Source organism: Pseudogemmobacter bohemicus, assembly GCF_003290025.1.
In the GTDB taxonomy this organism is placed as follows: domain Bacteria; phylum Pseudomonadota; class Alphaproteobacteria; order Rhodobacterales; family Rhodobacteraceae; genus Pseudogemmobacter; species Pseudogemmobacter bohemicus.
Genome location: NZ_QNHG01000007.1, coordinates 154,394 through 170,223, shown reverse-complemented (window position 1 = coordinate 170,223; position 15,830 = coordinate 154,394). Strand labels below are relative to the sequence as shown.

The following is a 15,830-nucleotide window of genomic DNA, read 5'->3' as shown; positions in this document are numbered from 1 at the left end:
CATGGCCTCAGAGATCGACGGAATTCGGCAGGATCACCAGGTCGCGGATCGTCACATTGCGGGGCCTTGTCAGCATGAAGAGCACCGCTTCTGCCACCTCGACCGGCTGCATCAGGCTGCCATTCGCGAGCGCCTCGTCCATCTTGGCCTTCGGCCAGTCGTCAAGCAGCGCGGTGACCACCGGGCCGGGCAGCACCGCGCCAACGCGGACGCCATGCGGCGCCACCTGGCGGCGGGTGGAATGGACGAAGGCCTGCACTGCGAATTTCGACGCGGTATAGATCGGCTCCCACACCACCGGGACCATGCCGGCGATCGAGGAGGTGAAGAGGATATCGCCGGATTTCTGCGCGATCAGATGCGGCAGCACCGCATGGACCGAGCGGAAGGCCGCGTTGATATTGAGGTTCAGCATCCGGTCCCAGGCGTCGGGGTCGCCCTCGGCCACCGGGCCACCGATATAGGCGCCCGCATTGGCGTGGAAGACATCAAGCCGCCCGGCCAGATCAAGGATCTTCGGCAGCATGGCCGAGACCTGCCTGCCATCCATCAGATCGACCACCAGCGGCAGCGCCTTCGGCCCGATCTCGGCGCAAAGTGCTTTCAGCCGGTCTTCGGCGCGGTCGATCAGCACCACTTTCGCGCCCGCTTCCACCAGGATGCGCGCGCAGGCCAGCCCGATCCCCGAGGCGGCGCCGGTGATCGCGACCACCTTGCCTTCCATTGATTCAGCCATATCTCACTCCTTCAGGTCAGCCCCGTATACTCAACCACGTCCATGCGTCGCGCGCGACTGGCGGGCAAGGGAATCGACGATCACCGCAATGGCGAGCACGCCGCCGGTGATCATGTAGCGCAGGCTCGACGACAGGTTCAGCAGCGTCAGCCCGTTGGAGATTGCCTGGATCACGATGATGCCCAAAAGCGCCGCCCAGGCCGAACCACGCCCGCCAAAGAGGCTGGTGCCGCCGATCACCGCCGCCGCGATGGCATTGAGGTTCACATCGCCCGTGCCCGCCTGCTGGCTTGAGGATGCCAGCCGCCCCGCCGCCAGAACCCCGCCCAGAGCGGCGAGCGTTGAGCAAAGCATAAAGGCCGAGTAATAGATCCGCCGCACATTGATGCCCGAACGCCGCGCCGCCTCGCGATTGCCGCCGACGGCAAAGAGGGAGCGTCCCCATTTGGTACGCGTCAGTGCGTATTGCATCGCGACTACAAGGCCGACGAACAGCCCGAACATCCAGGGAACGCCCCGGCCAAGGTTCAGATACCAGACCGCGAATTGCAGCGCGGCGGTCAGCACGCCGGCCTTGATCAGCAAGAGGCTCATCGGCAGCGCGGTCAATCCGGCCTCGCGGCGGCGCCTGGCGGTGTTCAGCCCGCCGATCAGCACCACCAGCCCCGGGATCAGCGCCAGCCCATGCGAGAGCCATGCCGGCATCACCAAAAGCTGGCCAAAGGCCACCAGCGGCGACGAGAATGGCAGGTTGATCGAGCCGGTCGGCCCGAGAATGTAAAGCTGCATCCCCAGGATCGCCAACAGCCCCGCCAGGGTTGCAACAAAGCTGGGCATGCCAAGCCGCGTGTAAAGCGTCGCATAGACAAAGCCGATCACCAGCCCGGCCAGCAGCGCCGCCCCGATGGCAATGGGCAAAGGCAGCCCCATATTCACCCAGACCACGCCCACCATTGCCGAGGCCAGCCCGCTCATCGAGCCCACGGAAAGGTCAATCTCGCCCAGCATCAGCACGCAGACGATCCCGAGCGAAATCACCCCCACCGTGGCGCAGTCAAACAGCAGGTTCACAAGGTTGTTCGGCAAGAGGAACACCGGGTTCAGGCTGGAGAAGACCACCGAGATCACCACCAGCCCCACTGCGACCGGCAGAATGCCCAGATCGCCCGAGCGCACCCGGTCAACGAATTGCCGCACAGCACCCGAGAGGCTGTCATCATTCCTGACCCGCTCATCCGCGCGATCCAGGGGTTGGGTTGCCGGTTTCACATCACTCATCATGCACCTCCGCCGCCTTGCGGCTTGCGCGGCGCGAGACCGCATTTTCCGACGCGCCGGTGATGGCGGCGACCAGCTCCTGGTTGCTGGAGTCCGGGGTGAAGACACCGCCGTTCTTGCCCAACCGCAGCACGACGATGCGGTCGGCGACCGCGCGGACATCTTCCATATTATGGCTGATGATGATCACGCCCAGACCCCGCGCGCGCACGCGGTCAATCAGGTTCAGCACCTCGGCCGTCTGCGCCACGCCAAGCGCGGCGGTCGGCTCATCCAGCATGATGATCTTCGGATCGGTCAGCAGCGAGCGCGCAATCGCCACCGTCTGCCGCTGCCCGCCCGAAAGCGAGGCGACGGGTTCGCGCACCGAAGGAATCCGTGCCGCCAGCTCGCGCAAAAGCGTCCAGGCCCGGACCTCCATCTGCACCTCGTCAAGGCGCCAGGGTGAAATCTCATGGCCCAGAAACAGGTTAGAAACCACATCGAGGTTTTCGCACAGCGCCAGGTCCTGGAAGACTGTCGCTATCCCCAGATCCAGCGCCTTTGCCGGGCTGTCGAGCGTCACGGGTTTCCCCATGAAGCGCACCACCCCGGCCGAGGGCTGATGCACCCCGGCCAGCACCTTCACCAGTGTCGATTTGCCGGCGCCATTGTCACCGACCAGGGCCACAACCTCGCCGGCGTGAACCTCCAGTTCGATATCGCTCAGGGCCGAGACGGCCCCGAAATTCTTTGAAACACCTTCCAGCTGCAAAAGCAGCTCCCCTTTCGGGGGCGTATTCGCATCCGTCATATCTGCACCTTGCGCTGAAAACAGGACCCGACCGACGGGGAGCGCACCGGTCGGGCCAGCCAGAAAGCTTACTGGGTGATCCCGAGCGCCTTGCAGCCCTCGGCATATTCGCCGGTGCAGATCTGCTCGGGCGTCTGGATCCCCTTGTCGAAGATCTCGGCCTTGATGTTTTCCTTGGTCACCACGGCCGGCACGAACAACTCTGAGGGGGTGTCATACAGGCTCGTCTTCGCCTCGGGCGTCTCGCCATTGAGGAAGGTGACCGCGATATTCGCTGCCGCTGCCGCCACGATCTCGGAGGGTTTCGAGATGGTGTTATACTGGTCGCCCGAAATGATCAGCTGCAGCGCCGCGATGGTCGCGTCATTGCCGGTGACCGGTGGAACCGGGTTCACGCCCGCCGCCTTGAAGGCCGCAACCGCGCCGCCGCCGGTGCCATCATTCGCCGCCACAACGCCGGTGATCTCGGCCCCGAAACGGGTGATCTGGCCTGCCGCCCATTCCTGGGCCTTCGGCGGCGCCCAGTCCGGCGTGTCGAACTCGGCCAGTGTCTTATAGGGCGATTCCTTCAGCGCGCGGTGGATGCCGTCACGGATCAGGCCGGCGGCTGCATCGGTGGGCGAGCCGTTGATCTGCAAGACCCCTGCCCCATCCGGCACGCCCGAGGCCTTCAGATGTTCGACCAGCGATTTCGCGATGGCATAGCCGATGCCCTCATTGTCGAAAGACACATAGTAATCGGCCGGGGTCGCCGGGATCGGGCGGTCATAGGCGATGACTTTGACGCCCTGGGCCTGGGCCAGCGTCACCAGACCCGCCGCCGCCGCCGAGTCCACCGGATCAAGCACGATGACCTTTGCGTCCTGGGTCAGCAGCGCGTTGAACTGCTGCTGTTGCAGCGCCACATCGGCATTGGCGTTCTGGTAGATCACCTCGCAGGACGGGCAGAGCTTGTCCATCTCGGCTTTAAAGCCCGGGAAGTCATGCTCTTCATAGCGGGTCGAAGCCTGGTCGGGCATCAGGAAGCCCACGACGCCCGAAGGCTCGGCGAGCGCCGCAGAGCCCAGAAGCACGGCCATCGCCGATGCCGCTGCGGGCAGGGTGAAAAATTTCATCTCGTCTCTCCTCCACAAAGCACGGGCGACCCTGGGTCCCCGCTGAACAGAACCGCGACCGACACGGTCAGAGAGACGAAGACCGCGCAGCAGGACGAAGCCGGAAAACCGGCGGGTCGAAGCTGTGCAGTGATCCTCCCTCAGGCCCGGCATCCGGTCCGGCGGCGTGAATTATCCGTGTTCCATCGGTGTAGCCCTCCTGCTCAACCGATGTAGCATGAGGTTGCGTCAGCCCGTTGAAACTGTCAAGCTGCATTTCCAGGGAATGAGGAAACCGTGACAGCACCCCGCCCCAACCCGGCGCCGACCCGTGCGCGGCGCACCACGATTTACGATCTGGCGGTGCTGGTCGGGGCCTCGCCAACGGCGGTCAGCGCGGTGCTGAACGGCACCTGGAAAAAGCGCCGCATAAGCGCCTCGCTGGCGGAACGCATCACCCGCACCGCCGAGGAACAGGGCTATGCGCTGAACCTCCAGGCCAGCGGGCTCAGGCGTGAGAAATCGCGGCTGATCGGGATGATCGTGCCGAAATACGACAACCGCTATTTCGGCTCGATCGTCGAGCGGTTCGAGGCAATGGCCCGGTCGCGCGACCTTTTTCCGATCATCACCTGCACGATGCGCGACCCCGCGCTTGAGATCCAGGCCGCGCGCGAGATGATCTCGCATCAGGTGGATTGCCTGATTGCGACCGGCGCCACCGATCCCGACCGCATCACCGCGATCTGCGAGGGCGCCGGGGTGCGCTCGCTCAACCTTGACCTGCCGGGCAGTCTGGCGCCCTCGGTGATCTCGGATAATTTCGGCGGCGCGCTGGCGCTGACGCGGCGGATTCTCGCGGCCTCGGCCAGCCAGCGCCACCGGGGCGAGCCGATCCCCTTCATTGGCGGCCGCGCCAGCGATCACAATACCTCCGAGCGGATCCGGGGCTTTCGCGCCGCCCATGACGAGGCGGGGATCGCGGTGGACGAGGCGATGATTCTTGCCACCGGCTATGCGCCGGAGCGCGCCATCACCGCGCTGGCCGATCTGGCGGCGCGGCGCGGCGCGCTGCCACGCGCGATCTTCGTCAACTCCACCATCGCGCTGGAGGGGGTGCTGCACTGGACCCGCTCGACCGGTCATTTTGGTGCCATGGCGCCCCATGTCGGCTGTTTCGACTGGGATCCGCTGGCGGCTATCCTCACCGAGAATATCGTTATGGTGCAGCAGGATGTTCCGGCGATGCTGGAGGCGTTGTTCGGGTTGATCGACGCCGGCACCCCACCGCCCGGCGTCAGCGAAATCCCCACCCATTTCGCCGCGCCGCCCTTTCCGCCGGTGGCGGAGGGGCCGTAAACCCGGCCCGCGCCTTCGGACACCGGCGGTCTCAAAGTGGTCAATACGAAAGACTATACCGTGACCCGCGATCTGGCGGTGAAGACCTTCCCCAGCAACCTTTCTCTGGACGAGTCGGGCCAGGTTCTGTTCGCCTCCGTCTCGGAACCTTCCAGCGATACGCATCCCGACTATGCCGCCGGCACCATGGGCTCGGTGATCCGGCTGGATCTGACGATCCTCGGCGCGTTGCCGCAGACAAAGGCGCCCTGACCGGAGCTATGGCCCGCGCGCCGGTGCGGGCCATTTCATTTCAGGGATTTACCGGAACAATTTCCCGGTCAGTAGCATAATACTACCCCTTCCGTGCCGATCTGCCGTTTCCTGCCAGAAAGCAAGGAGACACTATGGCCCGTATGATTCACACCATGATCCGCGTGCTGGACGAAGCCCGTTCGCTCGCATTCTATGACCAGGCTTTCGGCCTGAAAGTGGTGGACCGCCTCGATTTCGAGAGCTTCACGCTGATCTATCTCGCCAATGCCGAGACCGGGTTCGAGCTGGAACTGACCGTCAACAAAGGCCGCGTTGAGCCCTATAATCTTGGCGATGGTTACGGCCATCTGGCGTTTTCGGTCTCTGACGTGAATGCCGAGCATGCGCGGCTGGAAGCCGCCGGCCTTACCCCCCGCAAACTGGTCGATTTCGCCCCTGGCGGCGAAGTCATCGCGCGGTTTTTCTTCATAGCCGATCCCGACGGTTACCAGATCGAAGTGCTGCAGCGCGCGGGGCGCTACCAATAATCTGAAACGGCCTTTCCTGCGCGGAAGAGGAGCCGCACCGGGAACTCCCAGCCGAACTACGATAAGCAAGGAGGAGACTATGACGACCCTGACCGCAAGCCGCGGGCTGAGGGGGCAAACCCTCACCCGTCGCCAGCTGATCTCGCGAAGCTTTGCCGCAAGCGCGGGAATGATCATCGGCGCGGGCTTTATCGCCGCCCCCGACGCCGCCTGGGCTTACGCGCCCACCACGCTGAAGCCAGAGACCATGGCCACGCTGGTTCGCATGGCGCGCGATATCTACCCCCATGACCGTATCGCCGATGAGTTCTATGTCATCGCCGTCAAAGGCTATGACACGGCCGATGCCGCGCCCGGGATCGAAGCCGGGATTGCGTCGCTGAACGCTGCGGCCCAGGGCGCAGGACACGCCGATTACCTCTCCATCGGGTGGGAGGATGACCGGGTGGCTTTGCTGCGCGCGATGGAGACTTCCGCCTTCTTCCAGCAGATCCGTGGCGGTCTCGTGACGGGACTTTATAACCAGAAGGCCGTCTGGCCGATCTTTGGCTATGAGGGAGAATCCTTCAGCCAGGGCGGTTATCTGCATCGCGGTTTCGACGATATCAACTGGCTCTGAGGGGGGCGGATCAATGGTTGCGAAATTTGAACTGGACGACGATTCCGTCGTTCTGATCATCGGCACGGGCTCGGGTGGCGGCGTGCTGGCGAATGAACTGGCGCAAAAGGGTGTCAAGGTCGTCTCGCTTGAGGCCGGCGGGCGCTATATGCCCGAGGATTACATCAATGACGAATGGGACAGCTTTGCCCAGCTGGCCTGGCTGGATAACCGCACCACCTCGGGTGACTGGCGGGTGGCGAAGGACTTTTCGGGTCTTCCGGCCTGGATCGTGAAGGCGGTTGGCGGCACTTCGATCCATTGGGCGGGGGCGTCGTTGCGCTTCCAGGACCATGAATGGAAGGCGCGCACCAATTATGGCCATGTCACCGGGGCGAACCTCCTTGACTGGCCCATTGACGGGGCGGAAATGGCGCCCTGGTATGAAAAGGCCGAGACCAAGCTGGGCGTGACCCGCACCGGTGACCGCCCCGGCCTGCCCGGCAACAACAATTACAAGGTGCTGGAAAAGGGCGCTTTGGCAGTTGGCTATAAAGAGGTCCATACTGGTCGCATGGCGATCAATTCGGTCGATTACGATGACCGTCTCGCCTGCCAGCAGACCGGCTTTTGCTTTCAGGGCTGTAAATGGGGCGCCAAATGGTCCTCGGCCTATACCGATATCCCGAAAGGAGAGGCGACCGGCAATCTGGAAGTCCGCGACCGCTGCCATGCGCTGAAGATCGAGCATGACGACAAGGGTAAGGTGACCGGCGTGCTTTATGCCGACAAGGATGGCAACCAGCATTTCCAGAAGGCGCGCGTGGTCTGCGTTGCCGGGAACTCGATCGAAAGCCCCCGGATCCTGCTGAACTCGGCCTCTTCGATGTTCCCGGACGGGCTGGCGAATTCGTCGGGCCAGGTCGGGCGCAACTATCTCCGCCATGTCACCGGCTCGGTTTACGGCGTGTTTGAAAAGCCGGTGAAGATGTGGCGCGGCACCACCATGGCCGGGATCGTGCAGGACGAGGCGAGGCTTGACCCGTCGCGCGGTTTCGTCGGCGGCTATGAGCTGGAAACGCTGGCGCTTGGCGTTCCCTTCATGGCGGCCTTCCTTGATCCGGGCGGATGGGGGCGCAGCTTCACCTCGGCAATGGATGGCTATGAGAACATGGCCGGCATGTGGATCGTCGGCGAGGATATGCCGCAGGAGACCAACCGCATCACCCTTCATGCCACGGTGGTCGACCAGTTCGGCCTGCCGGCGCCGAATGTGCATTTCGACGATCACCCCAATGATATTGCGATGCGCAACCATGCCTATGCAGCGGGCGAGGCGATCTACCGCGCCGCAGGGGCCACCCGCACCTTCCCGACGCCGCCCTATCCGTCGACGCATAACCTCGGCACCAACCGGATGTCAGAAAACCCGCGTGACGGTGTGGTGAACAAACACGGGCAAAGCCATGATATACCGAACCTTTTTGTCTCGGATGGCAGTCAGTTCACCACCGGCGCGGCCGAGAACCCGACTTTGACCATCGTGGCGCTCGCGATCCGTCAGGCCGAGTTCATCGCAGGTGAGCTGTCGAAACAGAACCTCTGAAACGGAGAGGGGCGGACCTTTCGGTTCCGCCCCTTTCTCATTCCGTCAGCGTTGCAAGATATGCAATCAGATCGGCACGTTCCTCGGGCTTTTTGATCCCGGCAAAGGGCATCTTGTTACCCGGCCGCACCGCTCTTGGCGCTTCGAGAAAGGCGTCGAGTTCCTCGGGCGTCCAGACATGCCCCTCTTCGCCCCAGGCCTTCATAACATTCGAATAGGCATAGCCCTCGACCGAACCGGTCTTGCGACCGATGATCCCGAACAGGGTCGGGCCGGTTTTATTGGGCGCATCGGTGGTGAAGGTATGGCAGGCCATGCATTTCTTCGCGGATTTTTCGCCCTTTTCCACATCGCCTTCGGCATGGGCGGCAGAGGCGAGGGCGAGCATAAGGGTCAGCGACAAAGCGGGGATCTTCACGGTGGTTACTCCTGGCGGGAAAGCTGGGATAGGGGTCAATGCGTCTTGCCGCAGCCGCAGCCGGTCTGCCAGTTGCGGGCGGTGGGGGTCTGGCCGATGCCGGGGTTCAGGCTGTTGGTCGGGTCGAGTGACTGGTAGAAGCCAGCCAGCTGCGGCGGCGCCTTGTAGAGATGGCCGACATTGTGTTCCGCCGGATATTGCGCGCCGCGCTGATCCAGCAGATGCCACATTGCATGTTCCAGACCGAGGCAATCCACCCCCTTTTTCGCCACATAATCCTGGTGGAAGACATGGCAGAAGAAATGCCCGTAATAAAGCTTATGGGCGATCTGGGCGTCGAGGTCCGGCGGCAGATGCTCGACCCAGGCGCGGTCATTGCGCCTGAGCGCGATGTCCAGCGCGACGATATCCTCGACCTCGCGCTTATGCACGGCGCGGTAACGGTTGGCCGCCCCCGCCACGGCGAAACGGTGCAGGAAGGCGGCGGCACCCTCCTCGGTCGTAGCCTCGAACATATCGCCGCTGGCGGTGGGGAACATGCGGGTCAGGTATGCGCGGGCCTCGCTGATCCCCGCGCCGCCCATGCGCAGAAAGAGGTGATGCTGATAACGCTCGCGGAACGCCCGCAGCCGGGGCGGCAGGTGGCGGGGAAACAGGCGAGACAGCGCCTGCGCGATGCGGTCGGTCAGCGTGGTCCCCAGCCCCAGCCGTTCGGTCCAGCCGTCGAGCTTTGATTTCAGCGCGAAAACGCCGGAAATCCGCTGCGTGCCAAGCTTGCGGATCAGGAGGTAAGTATCCTTGCCATAACGCTCGGCAATATCCCAGGCGGTGCCGTGGATATATTCGCCCGCAATCGGCAGGGTTGTGAACCCCGAGAGCATATCGCGGCGGATCTGCGTCAGCTCGGCCGGGTCATTGGTGCCGATGCAGAACACCGCCGTCTCTTTCTCGGCCTCGAATGTATCCAGCCTGACCGCGAAAACCGCCAGCTTGCCCGCAGAGCCCGAGGCCTCGCGCAGCCGGCGCTGATCGGCGTTGAACCGCGCGGGCGTCGCCGCATCGACATCGCGGACATGGTCGCCGTATTCGCGGTCAGACCCCCAGGCATCGCCGGGCGCGGGTGGCGGCAGATCGCCGGCCTCGACGCGGGCAAGGATCGTCTCGGGGTCATCCCCCAGTTCAAAACTCAGATGGTTCACCAGCGCGACCGAGCCATCTTCCCGCACCTCGGCATAAAGCGCCATCTCGGTATAGGCGGGCCCGCGCCGGATCAGCGCGCCGCCGGAATTGTTGCAGATGCCGCCCAGCACCGAGGCGCCGATACAGCTGGACCCGATCACCGAATGCGGCTCGCGCCCCAGGGGTTTCAGTGCGCGCTCCAGCCCGTCCAGCGTCGATCCCGGCAGGCAGAGCACCTGTTTGCCGCCCCCGATCAGATGGATGCCCTTAAGCCGCATCACGCTGATCAGCATGACGGGGCGGTCATAAGCCTCGCCCCAGGGGGTGGAGCCACCGGTGAGCCCGGTATTCGCCGCCTGAAAGATCACCACCCGCCCGGCCTGGATCACCGCATTCAGCGCGCGCCACATTCCGACCAGTGAGCCGGGGCAGAGCACCGCCTCGACCGGGCCGCCGCCATAGCGGATGCCGCGCGTGAATCGCCGCGTGGCGCGCGCACCGGTCAGCACATGGCCGGCGCCGATCAGCCCGCGCAGCTCTGCCAGCAAGTCACCCTGGTCGCGCATATCCCTCTCCCTGCCGGTTCCCGGTCGCCATCATGGGCCGACCCGGCGCGCAACGGGTAGTATCATCTTGTCCTGCAAGCGTTTTTCAGGCGACGGCCCGCTTTTCCGGCATCTGCGCGGCGCGGCGGTGTTCCAGCCGTCTCAGGCAGGTGCAGCGCAAAAGCGAGGCGAAATTCACCGGCTCTCCATGGAATTCCAGCACCTCGCGATGCAGCGTCGAGAGAAAGGCGCCGGTCGATTCCCCCTGCTCGCGCGCGATCTCGTCAAGGATGGTCCAGAAAGCGGCCTCCAGCCGGACCGAGGTGCTTTGCCCGTTCAGGCGGATGCGGCGGGTGACGGGCACATAACGGGCCGGGTCCTGCCTCGCGAATAACTCACACATCTGATCCGGTCCTCCCCCGTTTGATGTTTCCCCAGTCTATGCATCCCTGGGGCGGGGCGTCTAGCGCAGGAATTTGCGAAACCGCGCGAGGGCGAGGCGGAAGAGCACCAGCCCGATCGCCGCAAGGGCCAGGAATTGCGGCCAGACGGTCTCGATTCCGGCGCCGCGAAACAGGATGCCTTGCGAGAGGATGATGAAATGGGTGTTGGGCGCGGCCAGCATGATGGTCTGGATCACCTCGGGCATCGACTCGCGCGGCGTCATCGCCCCGGAAAGCACCTGCAATGGCAAGAGAACCAGCATCATCAGCAGCGCGAATTGCGGCATGGTGCCTGCGATGGTGGCAAGGAAGATCCCCAGACAGGTCATCGCAAACAGCATCAGCACGGAACCGGCAAGGAACAAAAGCACCGAGCCCGCCACCGGCACCTGCATCAGCCCCTGCACCACCACCGCCAGCGAGAAGGCCGAACCCAGCAGCACCACCAGCCCCATCGACCAGATTTTCGAGAGCATGATCTCGGAGGCGGTGACCGGCATCACCAGCAGATGCTCGACCGTGCCATGTTCCTTCTCGCGGATCAGCGCCGCGCCGGTCAGCACGAGGGACAGCATGGTGATCGACTGGATCACACTGGTGATGGCCCCGAACCAGCTGGGATCCAGCGAGGGGTTGTACCGCGCGCGCAGCGACAGCCCCACCGGCATCGCGGTCTCGCCCCGGTAGCCCGCGACGAATTCCGCGACTTCGGAGGTCACGATCTGCTGGATATAGCCATTGCCGGTAAAGGCCTGGCTCATGCGGGTCGCGTCGACATTCAGCTGCATCGCCGGCGCCTTGCCCGCCAGCACGTCGCGCTCGAAATCCGGCGGGATATTCAGCGCGAAAGTATCCAGCCCGGCATCCATCCGCGCATCCATTTCCGATGTGGTGATCGTGGCGGGGCGAACGAACCAGGGCGGGTAGAAGGCCTGGATGATGCGGGTCGAGAGCTGCGAGCGGTCCTCGTCGACAACCGCGATGGCGGCATTGTTCAGTGCCTCGGGACTGGCATGGGACGAGGTCCAGACCGAAAGCGAAAAAGAATAGACGATCAGGATCAGCATGATCCAGTCGCGCCACAGGCCAAGCAGCTCTTTGACACCGAGATTGAGGATATTGCGGAAATTCATCCCCTCACCTCGCCTGTTTCTTCAGGAAATACGCGGCAAGGCCCAGGATCACCGGCACTGCCAGCGCCATGGCGAAGATCGGCTGGGCAAGCTCGGCAAAGCCGAAGGCCTTGGAAAAGGCCCCGCGCGCGGCGGTGATGAACCAGGTGGTCGGATAGACCTCGCCAATCACCCGGCCAAAACCTGAAAGCGAGGAGACCGGGTCGATCAGCCCGGAATAGGACACCGCCGGGATCAGCGTCAGCAGCGCGGTCGCAAACAGCGCCGCCACCTGGCTTGCAATGAAGACCGAAACCAGAAAGCCAAGCGCGGTGGTGGCCGAAACATAGATCAGCGCGGCCAGCGAAAAGCCTGCAAGATTGCCGCTGAACGGCACTCCGAACAACAGCCGCGCCATGCCGAGCATCAGGAAGAAGTTCAGCATCGCCAGCGCGATATAGGGCAGCTGCTTGCCGATCAGGAATTCCAGCCGCGTCACCGGAGTGACGTAGAAATTGATGATCGAGCCGAGTTCCTTTTCCCGCGCCACCGACAGGGTGGTCAGGATGGCGGGGATCATCAGCAAGAGAATCGGCAGCACCGCCGGCACGATGGCGATGATCGAGCGCACATCGGGGTTATAGCGATAGCGCGTCACCAGTTCGAAATTGCCGGCCACGGCCGCCTCGCCATAAGCCTCGCGCATATGGCGCAAAAGCCAGGTCGAATGCATGCCCTGGACATAGCCCTGCACCGTGCTGGCGCGCTGCGGATTGGCGCCGTCAAACCAGGCCCCAACCTCGACATCACGGCCGCGCGCGATATTGGCGGCGAAATCCGGCGGGATCTCGATGGCAAGCGCCAGCTCGCCCGAGCGCATGCGCGCATCCATATCGTCATAGCCGGTCAGCGGCGGCTTTTCGGTGAAATAGCGCGAGCCGGAAATATCCGCGATATAGTCGCGGCTGGTGGTGGTCTGGTCGCGGTCGAGAACGGCGAAACTCAGATCCTCGACATCCATATTGATGCCGAAGCCGATCACGATCATCAACAGAAGCGAGCCGATCAGCGCCATGGTCATCCGGATCGGGTCGCGCTGCAATTGCAGGCTTTCCAGCCTTGAATAGCTCAGCAAGCGGCGCAGGCTGAAGCCGGCGGGTGTTTGCAGGGCCTCACTGGCAGGCTGGGGTGCGGGCGCGGCGGGTTCCGCCGCCGGTGTGCTCTCGCCAATAGCCTCTTCCAGATATGCGATGAACGCGTCTTCCAGCGCCGCCGCGCCCTTTGACGCGGTGATCGCGGCGGCAGTGTCCGAGACCAGCACCTTCCCCGCATGCATCAGGCTGATGCGGTCGCACCATTCCGCCTCGTTCATAAAATGGGTCGACACGAAAATCGTCACCCCATCCTTGCGCGACAGTTCCGCCAGAATGCGCCAGAAGCCATTGCGGGCCACCGGATCGACGCCCGAAGTCGGCTCGTCCAGGATCAGGATCTCTGGCCCGTGGATCATAGCCACCGCGAGCGACAGCCGCTGCCTTATGCCCAGAGGCAGCGCCTCGGGCAGGGCATGGCGGATCTCTTCCAGATCGAAGCGCGCGATCATTTCCTCGATGCGGGCCGGGATCTTTGCCGGCTCCATCGCGAAGAGTTTCGCATGCAATTCAAGGTTCTGCAGCACCGTCAGCTCGGCGTAAAGCGAGAAGGCCTGGGACATGAACCCCACCCGCCGCCGCACCGAAAGATCGCTGGCATCGACCTCCTGGCCGAAGAGCTTTGCGCGGCCCTCGGTCGGCTCCAGCAGCCCGGTGAGCATTTTCATCGTGGTGGTCTTGCCGCAGCCATTTGACCCCAGAAAGCCGAAAATCTCGCCTCTGGGGATGCGGAAAGAAACGGTGTCGACGGCGGTAAAGCTGCCGAAACGCTGGGTCAGCCCCTCGGCCTCGATGGCGATTTCCGGGCTGGCCTCGCGTGGCGGGATCACCACGGCAGAGCTGTCGCCACGCCCGGTATCGGGCAAAAGCGCAATGAAGGCCTCGTCGAGATTGCCGGCACCTGTGCGGGCGAGCAATTCAGCCGGGCTGCCGGTTGCCAGAACCTCGCCCGCATTCATCGCGACCAGCCAGTCGAACCGCGCGGCCTCCTCCATATAGGCGGTGGCGGTGATCACGCTCATCTGCGGCCTCATGGCACGGATGCGGTCGATCAGATCCCAGAACTGGCGGCGCGACAACGGATCGACGCCGGTGGTCGGCTCGTCCAGGATCAGGAAATCCGGATCATGGATCAGCGCGCAGCACAGGCCCAGTTTCTGCTTCATCCCCCCCGAGAGTTTCGCCGCCGGCCGGTCGCGGAACGGCGACATGCCGGTCGCGGCCAGCAGATCGGTGATCCGGTGAGCGCGCGCCGCCCTGTCATGGCCGAAAAGCGAGCCGAAGAAATCCAGGTTCTCCTGAACCGAAAGCGTTGGATAGAGATTTTTCCCCAGGCCTTGCGGCATATAGGCGATGCGCGGGCAGACCGCACGGCGATGGCGGGTGTCGCGCATATCGCCGCCCAGCACCCGAACCTCGCCATCCTGGATTTGTCGCGCCCCGGCCAGCAGGGACAAAAGGCTCGACTTCCCCACCCCGTCCGGCCCGATCAGCCCGACCATCTGCCCCGCCGGGATATCAAGGGTAAGCGCCTTCAGCGCTGTCACCGCGCCATAGCGCAGCGACAGGCCCGAGACCCCGGCGACAGGGTCCGCGGCCCCGATCATTTCACGACAGTGTTCAGGAATGCGGGCCAGACGGCATCGGGATCAAGCCGCACATAAGCCATGCCCGGCAGGCCGGTTTTGACATATTCGGTGTAGCGGGCCAGCAATTCCGGCTCGATCCGGGCGCGGATACGGAACATCAGCTTTTCACGCTCATCGGCGGTTTCCACTGTTTTCGGCGTGAACTGCGCCACATCGGCGACATAGGAAACCGTGGCCGGGATGGTGAATTCCGGCGCCGCATCCAGCACGAGGCGCACTTCGGTGCCGATCCTGACCCGACCGGCCTGCGAGGTGGGCAGGAAGATCGTCATATAGACATCGCCCAGATCGACGAGGTTCAGGATCCGCCCACCCGAGGCGACGATCTCACCCTCTTGCGCGATCAGATACTGGATGCGCCCGCCGCGCGGCGCTTTCAGCGTGGCATCGTCCAGCGTGGCCTGAATGGCGTCGATCGAAGCCTTTGCGGCATCGACCGCCGCGCCGGCATCCACCACCTGGGCTTTCGCGCTGCTGACCCCGGCAACCGCCGCCGCATGCGAGGCCTCGGCCGAAGCAAGCCCCGCCTTGCCCTGGCGGTCTTTCGCCAGATCATCATCCAGCACCTGTTGCGAAACTGTGGAACTGGCCGCCAGCTGGACCGAACGGGCATAGCGCTGCGCCGCTGCATCGGCCACGGCCCGGGCCTGATCGACCGTTGCCGCCGCTGCCCGCTCCTGCGCTTGGGCCTGGGTGACGAGGGCGCCGGCGGTCTCGACCGCGATCCCGGCGCGGCGCAGCTGCGCCTCGGCCTGGCGTTTCTGCGCGGTCAGCTGCACCACATCCATCTGCACCAGCACATCGCCCGGCTGCACCAGATCGCCCTCGGTCACCAGAATATCGGCGATCCGCCCACCGGTCAGCGCGGCGATATCGGTCTCGGTCGCCTCGATCCGGCCATTTCCGGCGGCAAAGCCTGCCGGCAGGCCGGGATCCTGCATCCGCGTCCAGGCGTAATAGCCGATACCGGCGGCAATCAGCAGCACAGCAGGCATGATGAATTTGCGGGTGGAGTTTTTCATGGCATCTGTCCTCAGGTAAATCTGCCCCGGCTGTACTTGCCCGGTGTCAGATCGCAGCCGGCAAT

The 15,830-nt window shown here is 64.0% G+C and carries 15 protein-coding genes; 5 read left to right on the top strand and 10 right to left on the bottom strand.

Translation table 11 applies throughout. The features are described 5' to 3' along the window. Positions 1–7 precede the first annotated feature (7 nt). From DRF71_RS25800 to DRF71_RS25785, 4 genes are all read right to left on the bottom strand, one after another. Positions 8–736: an SDR family oxidoreductase gene (locus DRF71_RS25800; RefSeq protein WP_112313317.1), complete on the bottom strand. Its 729-nt coding sequence runs from the start codon at positions 734–736 to the stop codon at positions 8–10. 30 nt (positions 737–766) lie between these two features. Then, the gene (locus tag DRF71_RS25795; protein WP_198672390.1) at positions 767–2,017 is read right to left on the bottom strand and encodes a sugar ABC transporter permease; all 1,251 of its coding nucleotides are present in this window, start codon (positions 2,015–2,017) and stop codon (positions 767–769) included. After that, positions 2,007–2,807, bottom strand: coding sequence for an ATP-binding cassette domain-containing protein (locus DRF71_RS25790; RefSeq protein ID WP_112313315.1), 801 nt, complete (start codon positions 2,805–2,807; stop codon positions 2,007–2,009). The genes DRF71_RS25795 and DRF71_RS25790 overlap by 11 nt, the downstream gene beginning before the upstream one ends. Positions 2,808–2,875: 68 nt before the next feature. After that, entirely contained in the window at positions 2,876–3,922 is a 1,047-nt protein-coding gene (locus tag DRF71_RS25785; RefSeq protein WP_112313314.1) for an ABC transporter substrate-binding protein, read from the bottom strand. Between the two features lie 276 nt (positions 3,923–4,198). On the opposite strand from DRF71_RS25785, the gene DRF71_RS25780 reads away from it, so the two are divergent. From DRF71_RS25780 to DRF71_RS25760, 5 genes are all read left to right on the top strand, one after another. Further along, positions 4,199–5,260, top strand: a complete 1,062-nt coding sequence (locus DRF71_RS25780) for a LacI family DNA-binding transcriptional regulator (RefSeq protein ID WP_112313313.1) — start codon at positions 4,199–4,201, stop codon at positions 5,258–5,260. Between the two features lie 36 nt (positions 5,261–5,296). After that, complete coding sequence (locus tag DRF71_RS25775) at positions 5,297–5,512, top strand: hypothetical protein (protein ID WP_112313312.1); 216 nt, start codon at positions 5,297–5,299, stop codon at positions 5,510–5,512. Positions 5,513–5,646: 134 nt separating this feature from the next. After that, a complete protein-coding gene (locus tag DRF71_RS25770; protein ID WP_112313311.1) occupies positions 5,647–6,042 on the top strand; it encodes a VOC family protein in 396 nt (131 codons plus the stop codon). A 79-nt stretch (positions 6,043–6,121) separates the two neighbouring features. Continuing rightward, positions 6,122–6,661: a Twin-arginine translocation pathway signal gene (locus DRF71_RS25765; RefSeq protein ID WP_112313310.1), complete on the top strand. Its 540-nt coding sequence runs from the start codon at positions 6,122–6,124 to the stop codon at positions 6,659–6,661. 13 nt (positions 6,662–6,674) lie between these two features. Further along, a complete protein-coding gene (locus DRF71_RS25760) occupies positions 6,675–8,246 on the top strand; it encodes a GMC family oxidoreductase (protein ID WP_112313309.1) in 1,572 nt (523 codons plus the stop codon). A gap of 37 nt (positions 8,247–8,283) precedes the next feature. On the opposite strand, the gene DRF71_RS25755 is transcribed toward DRF71_RS25760, so the two are convergent. From DRF71_RS25755 to DRF71_RS25730, 6 genes are all read right to left on the bottom strand, one after another. Further along, positions 8,284–8,664: a c-type cytochrome gene (locus DRF71_RS25755; protein WP_232831690.1), complete on the bottom strand. Its 381-nt coding sequence runs from the start codon at positions 8,662–8,664 to the stop codon at positions 8,284–8,286. 35 nt (positions 8,665–8,699) lie between these two features. Next, positions 8,700–10,409: a D-lactate dehydrogenase gene (gene dld, locus DRF71_RS25750; protein ID WP_112313308.1), complete on the bottom strand. Its 1,710-nt coding sequence runs from the start codon at positions 10,407–10,409 to the stop codon at positions 8,700–8,702. Positions 10,410–10,494: 85 nt separating this feature from the next. Beyond that, positions 10,495–10,791 carry a ribbon-helix-helix domain-containing protein gene (locus tag DRF71_RS25745; protein ID WP_112313307.1) on the bottom strand — a complete coding sequence of 99 codons (297 nt, stop codon included), beginning with the start codon at positions 10,789–10,791 and terminating at the stop codon, positions 10,495–10,497. 60 nt (positions 10,792–10,851) lie between these two features. Further along, a complete protein-coding gene (locus tag DRF71_RS25740) occupies positions 10,852–11,964 on the bottom strand; it encodes an ABC transporter permease (RefSeq protein WP_112313306.1) in 1,113 nt (370 codons plus the stop codon). 4 nt (positions 11,965–11,968) lie between these two features. Beyond that, on the bottom strand, positions 11,969–14,701 hold the full coding sequence (gene rbbA / locus DRF71_RS25735) for a ribosome-associated ATPase/putative transporter RbbA (protein WP_112313305.1): 2,733 nt from the start codon (positions 14,699–14,701) through the stop codon (positions 11,969–11,971). Continuing rightward, positions 14,698–15,765: an HlyD family secretion protein gene (locus tag DRF71_RS25730; RefSeq protein WP_198672389.1), complete on the bottom strand. Its 1,068-nt coding sequence runs from the start codon at positions 15,763–15,765 to the stop codon at positions 14,698–14,700. The genes rbbA and DRF71_RS25730 overlap by 4 nt, the downstream gene beginning before the upstream one ends. Between the last annotated feature and the right edge of the window lie 65 nt (positions 15,766–15,830).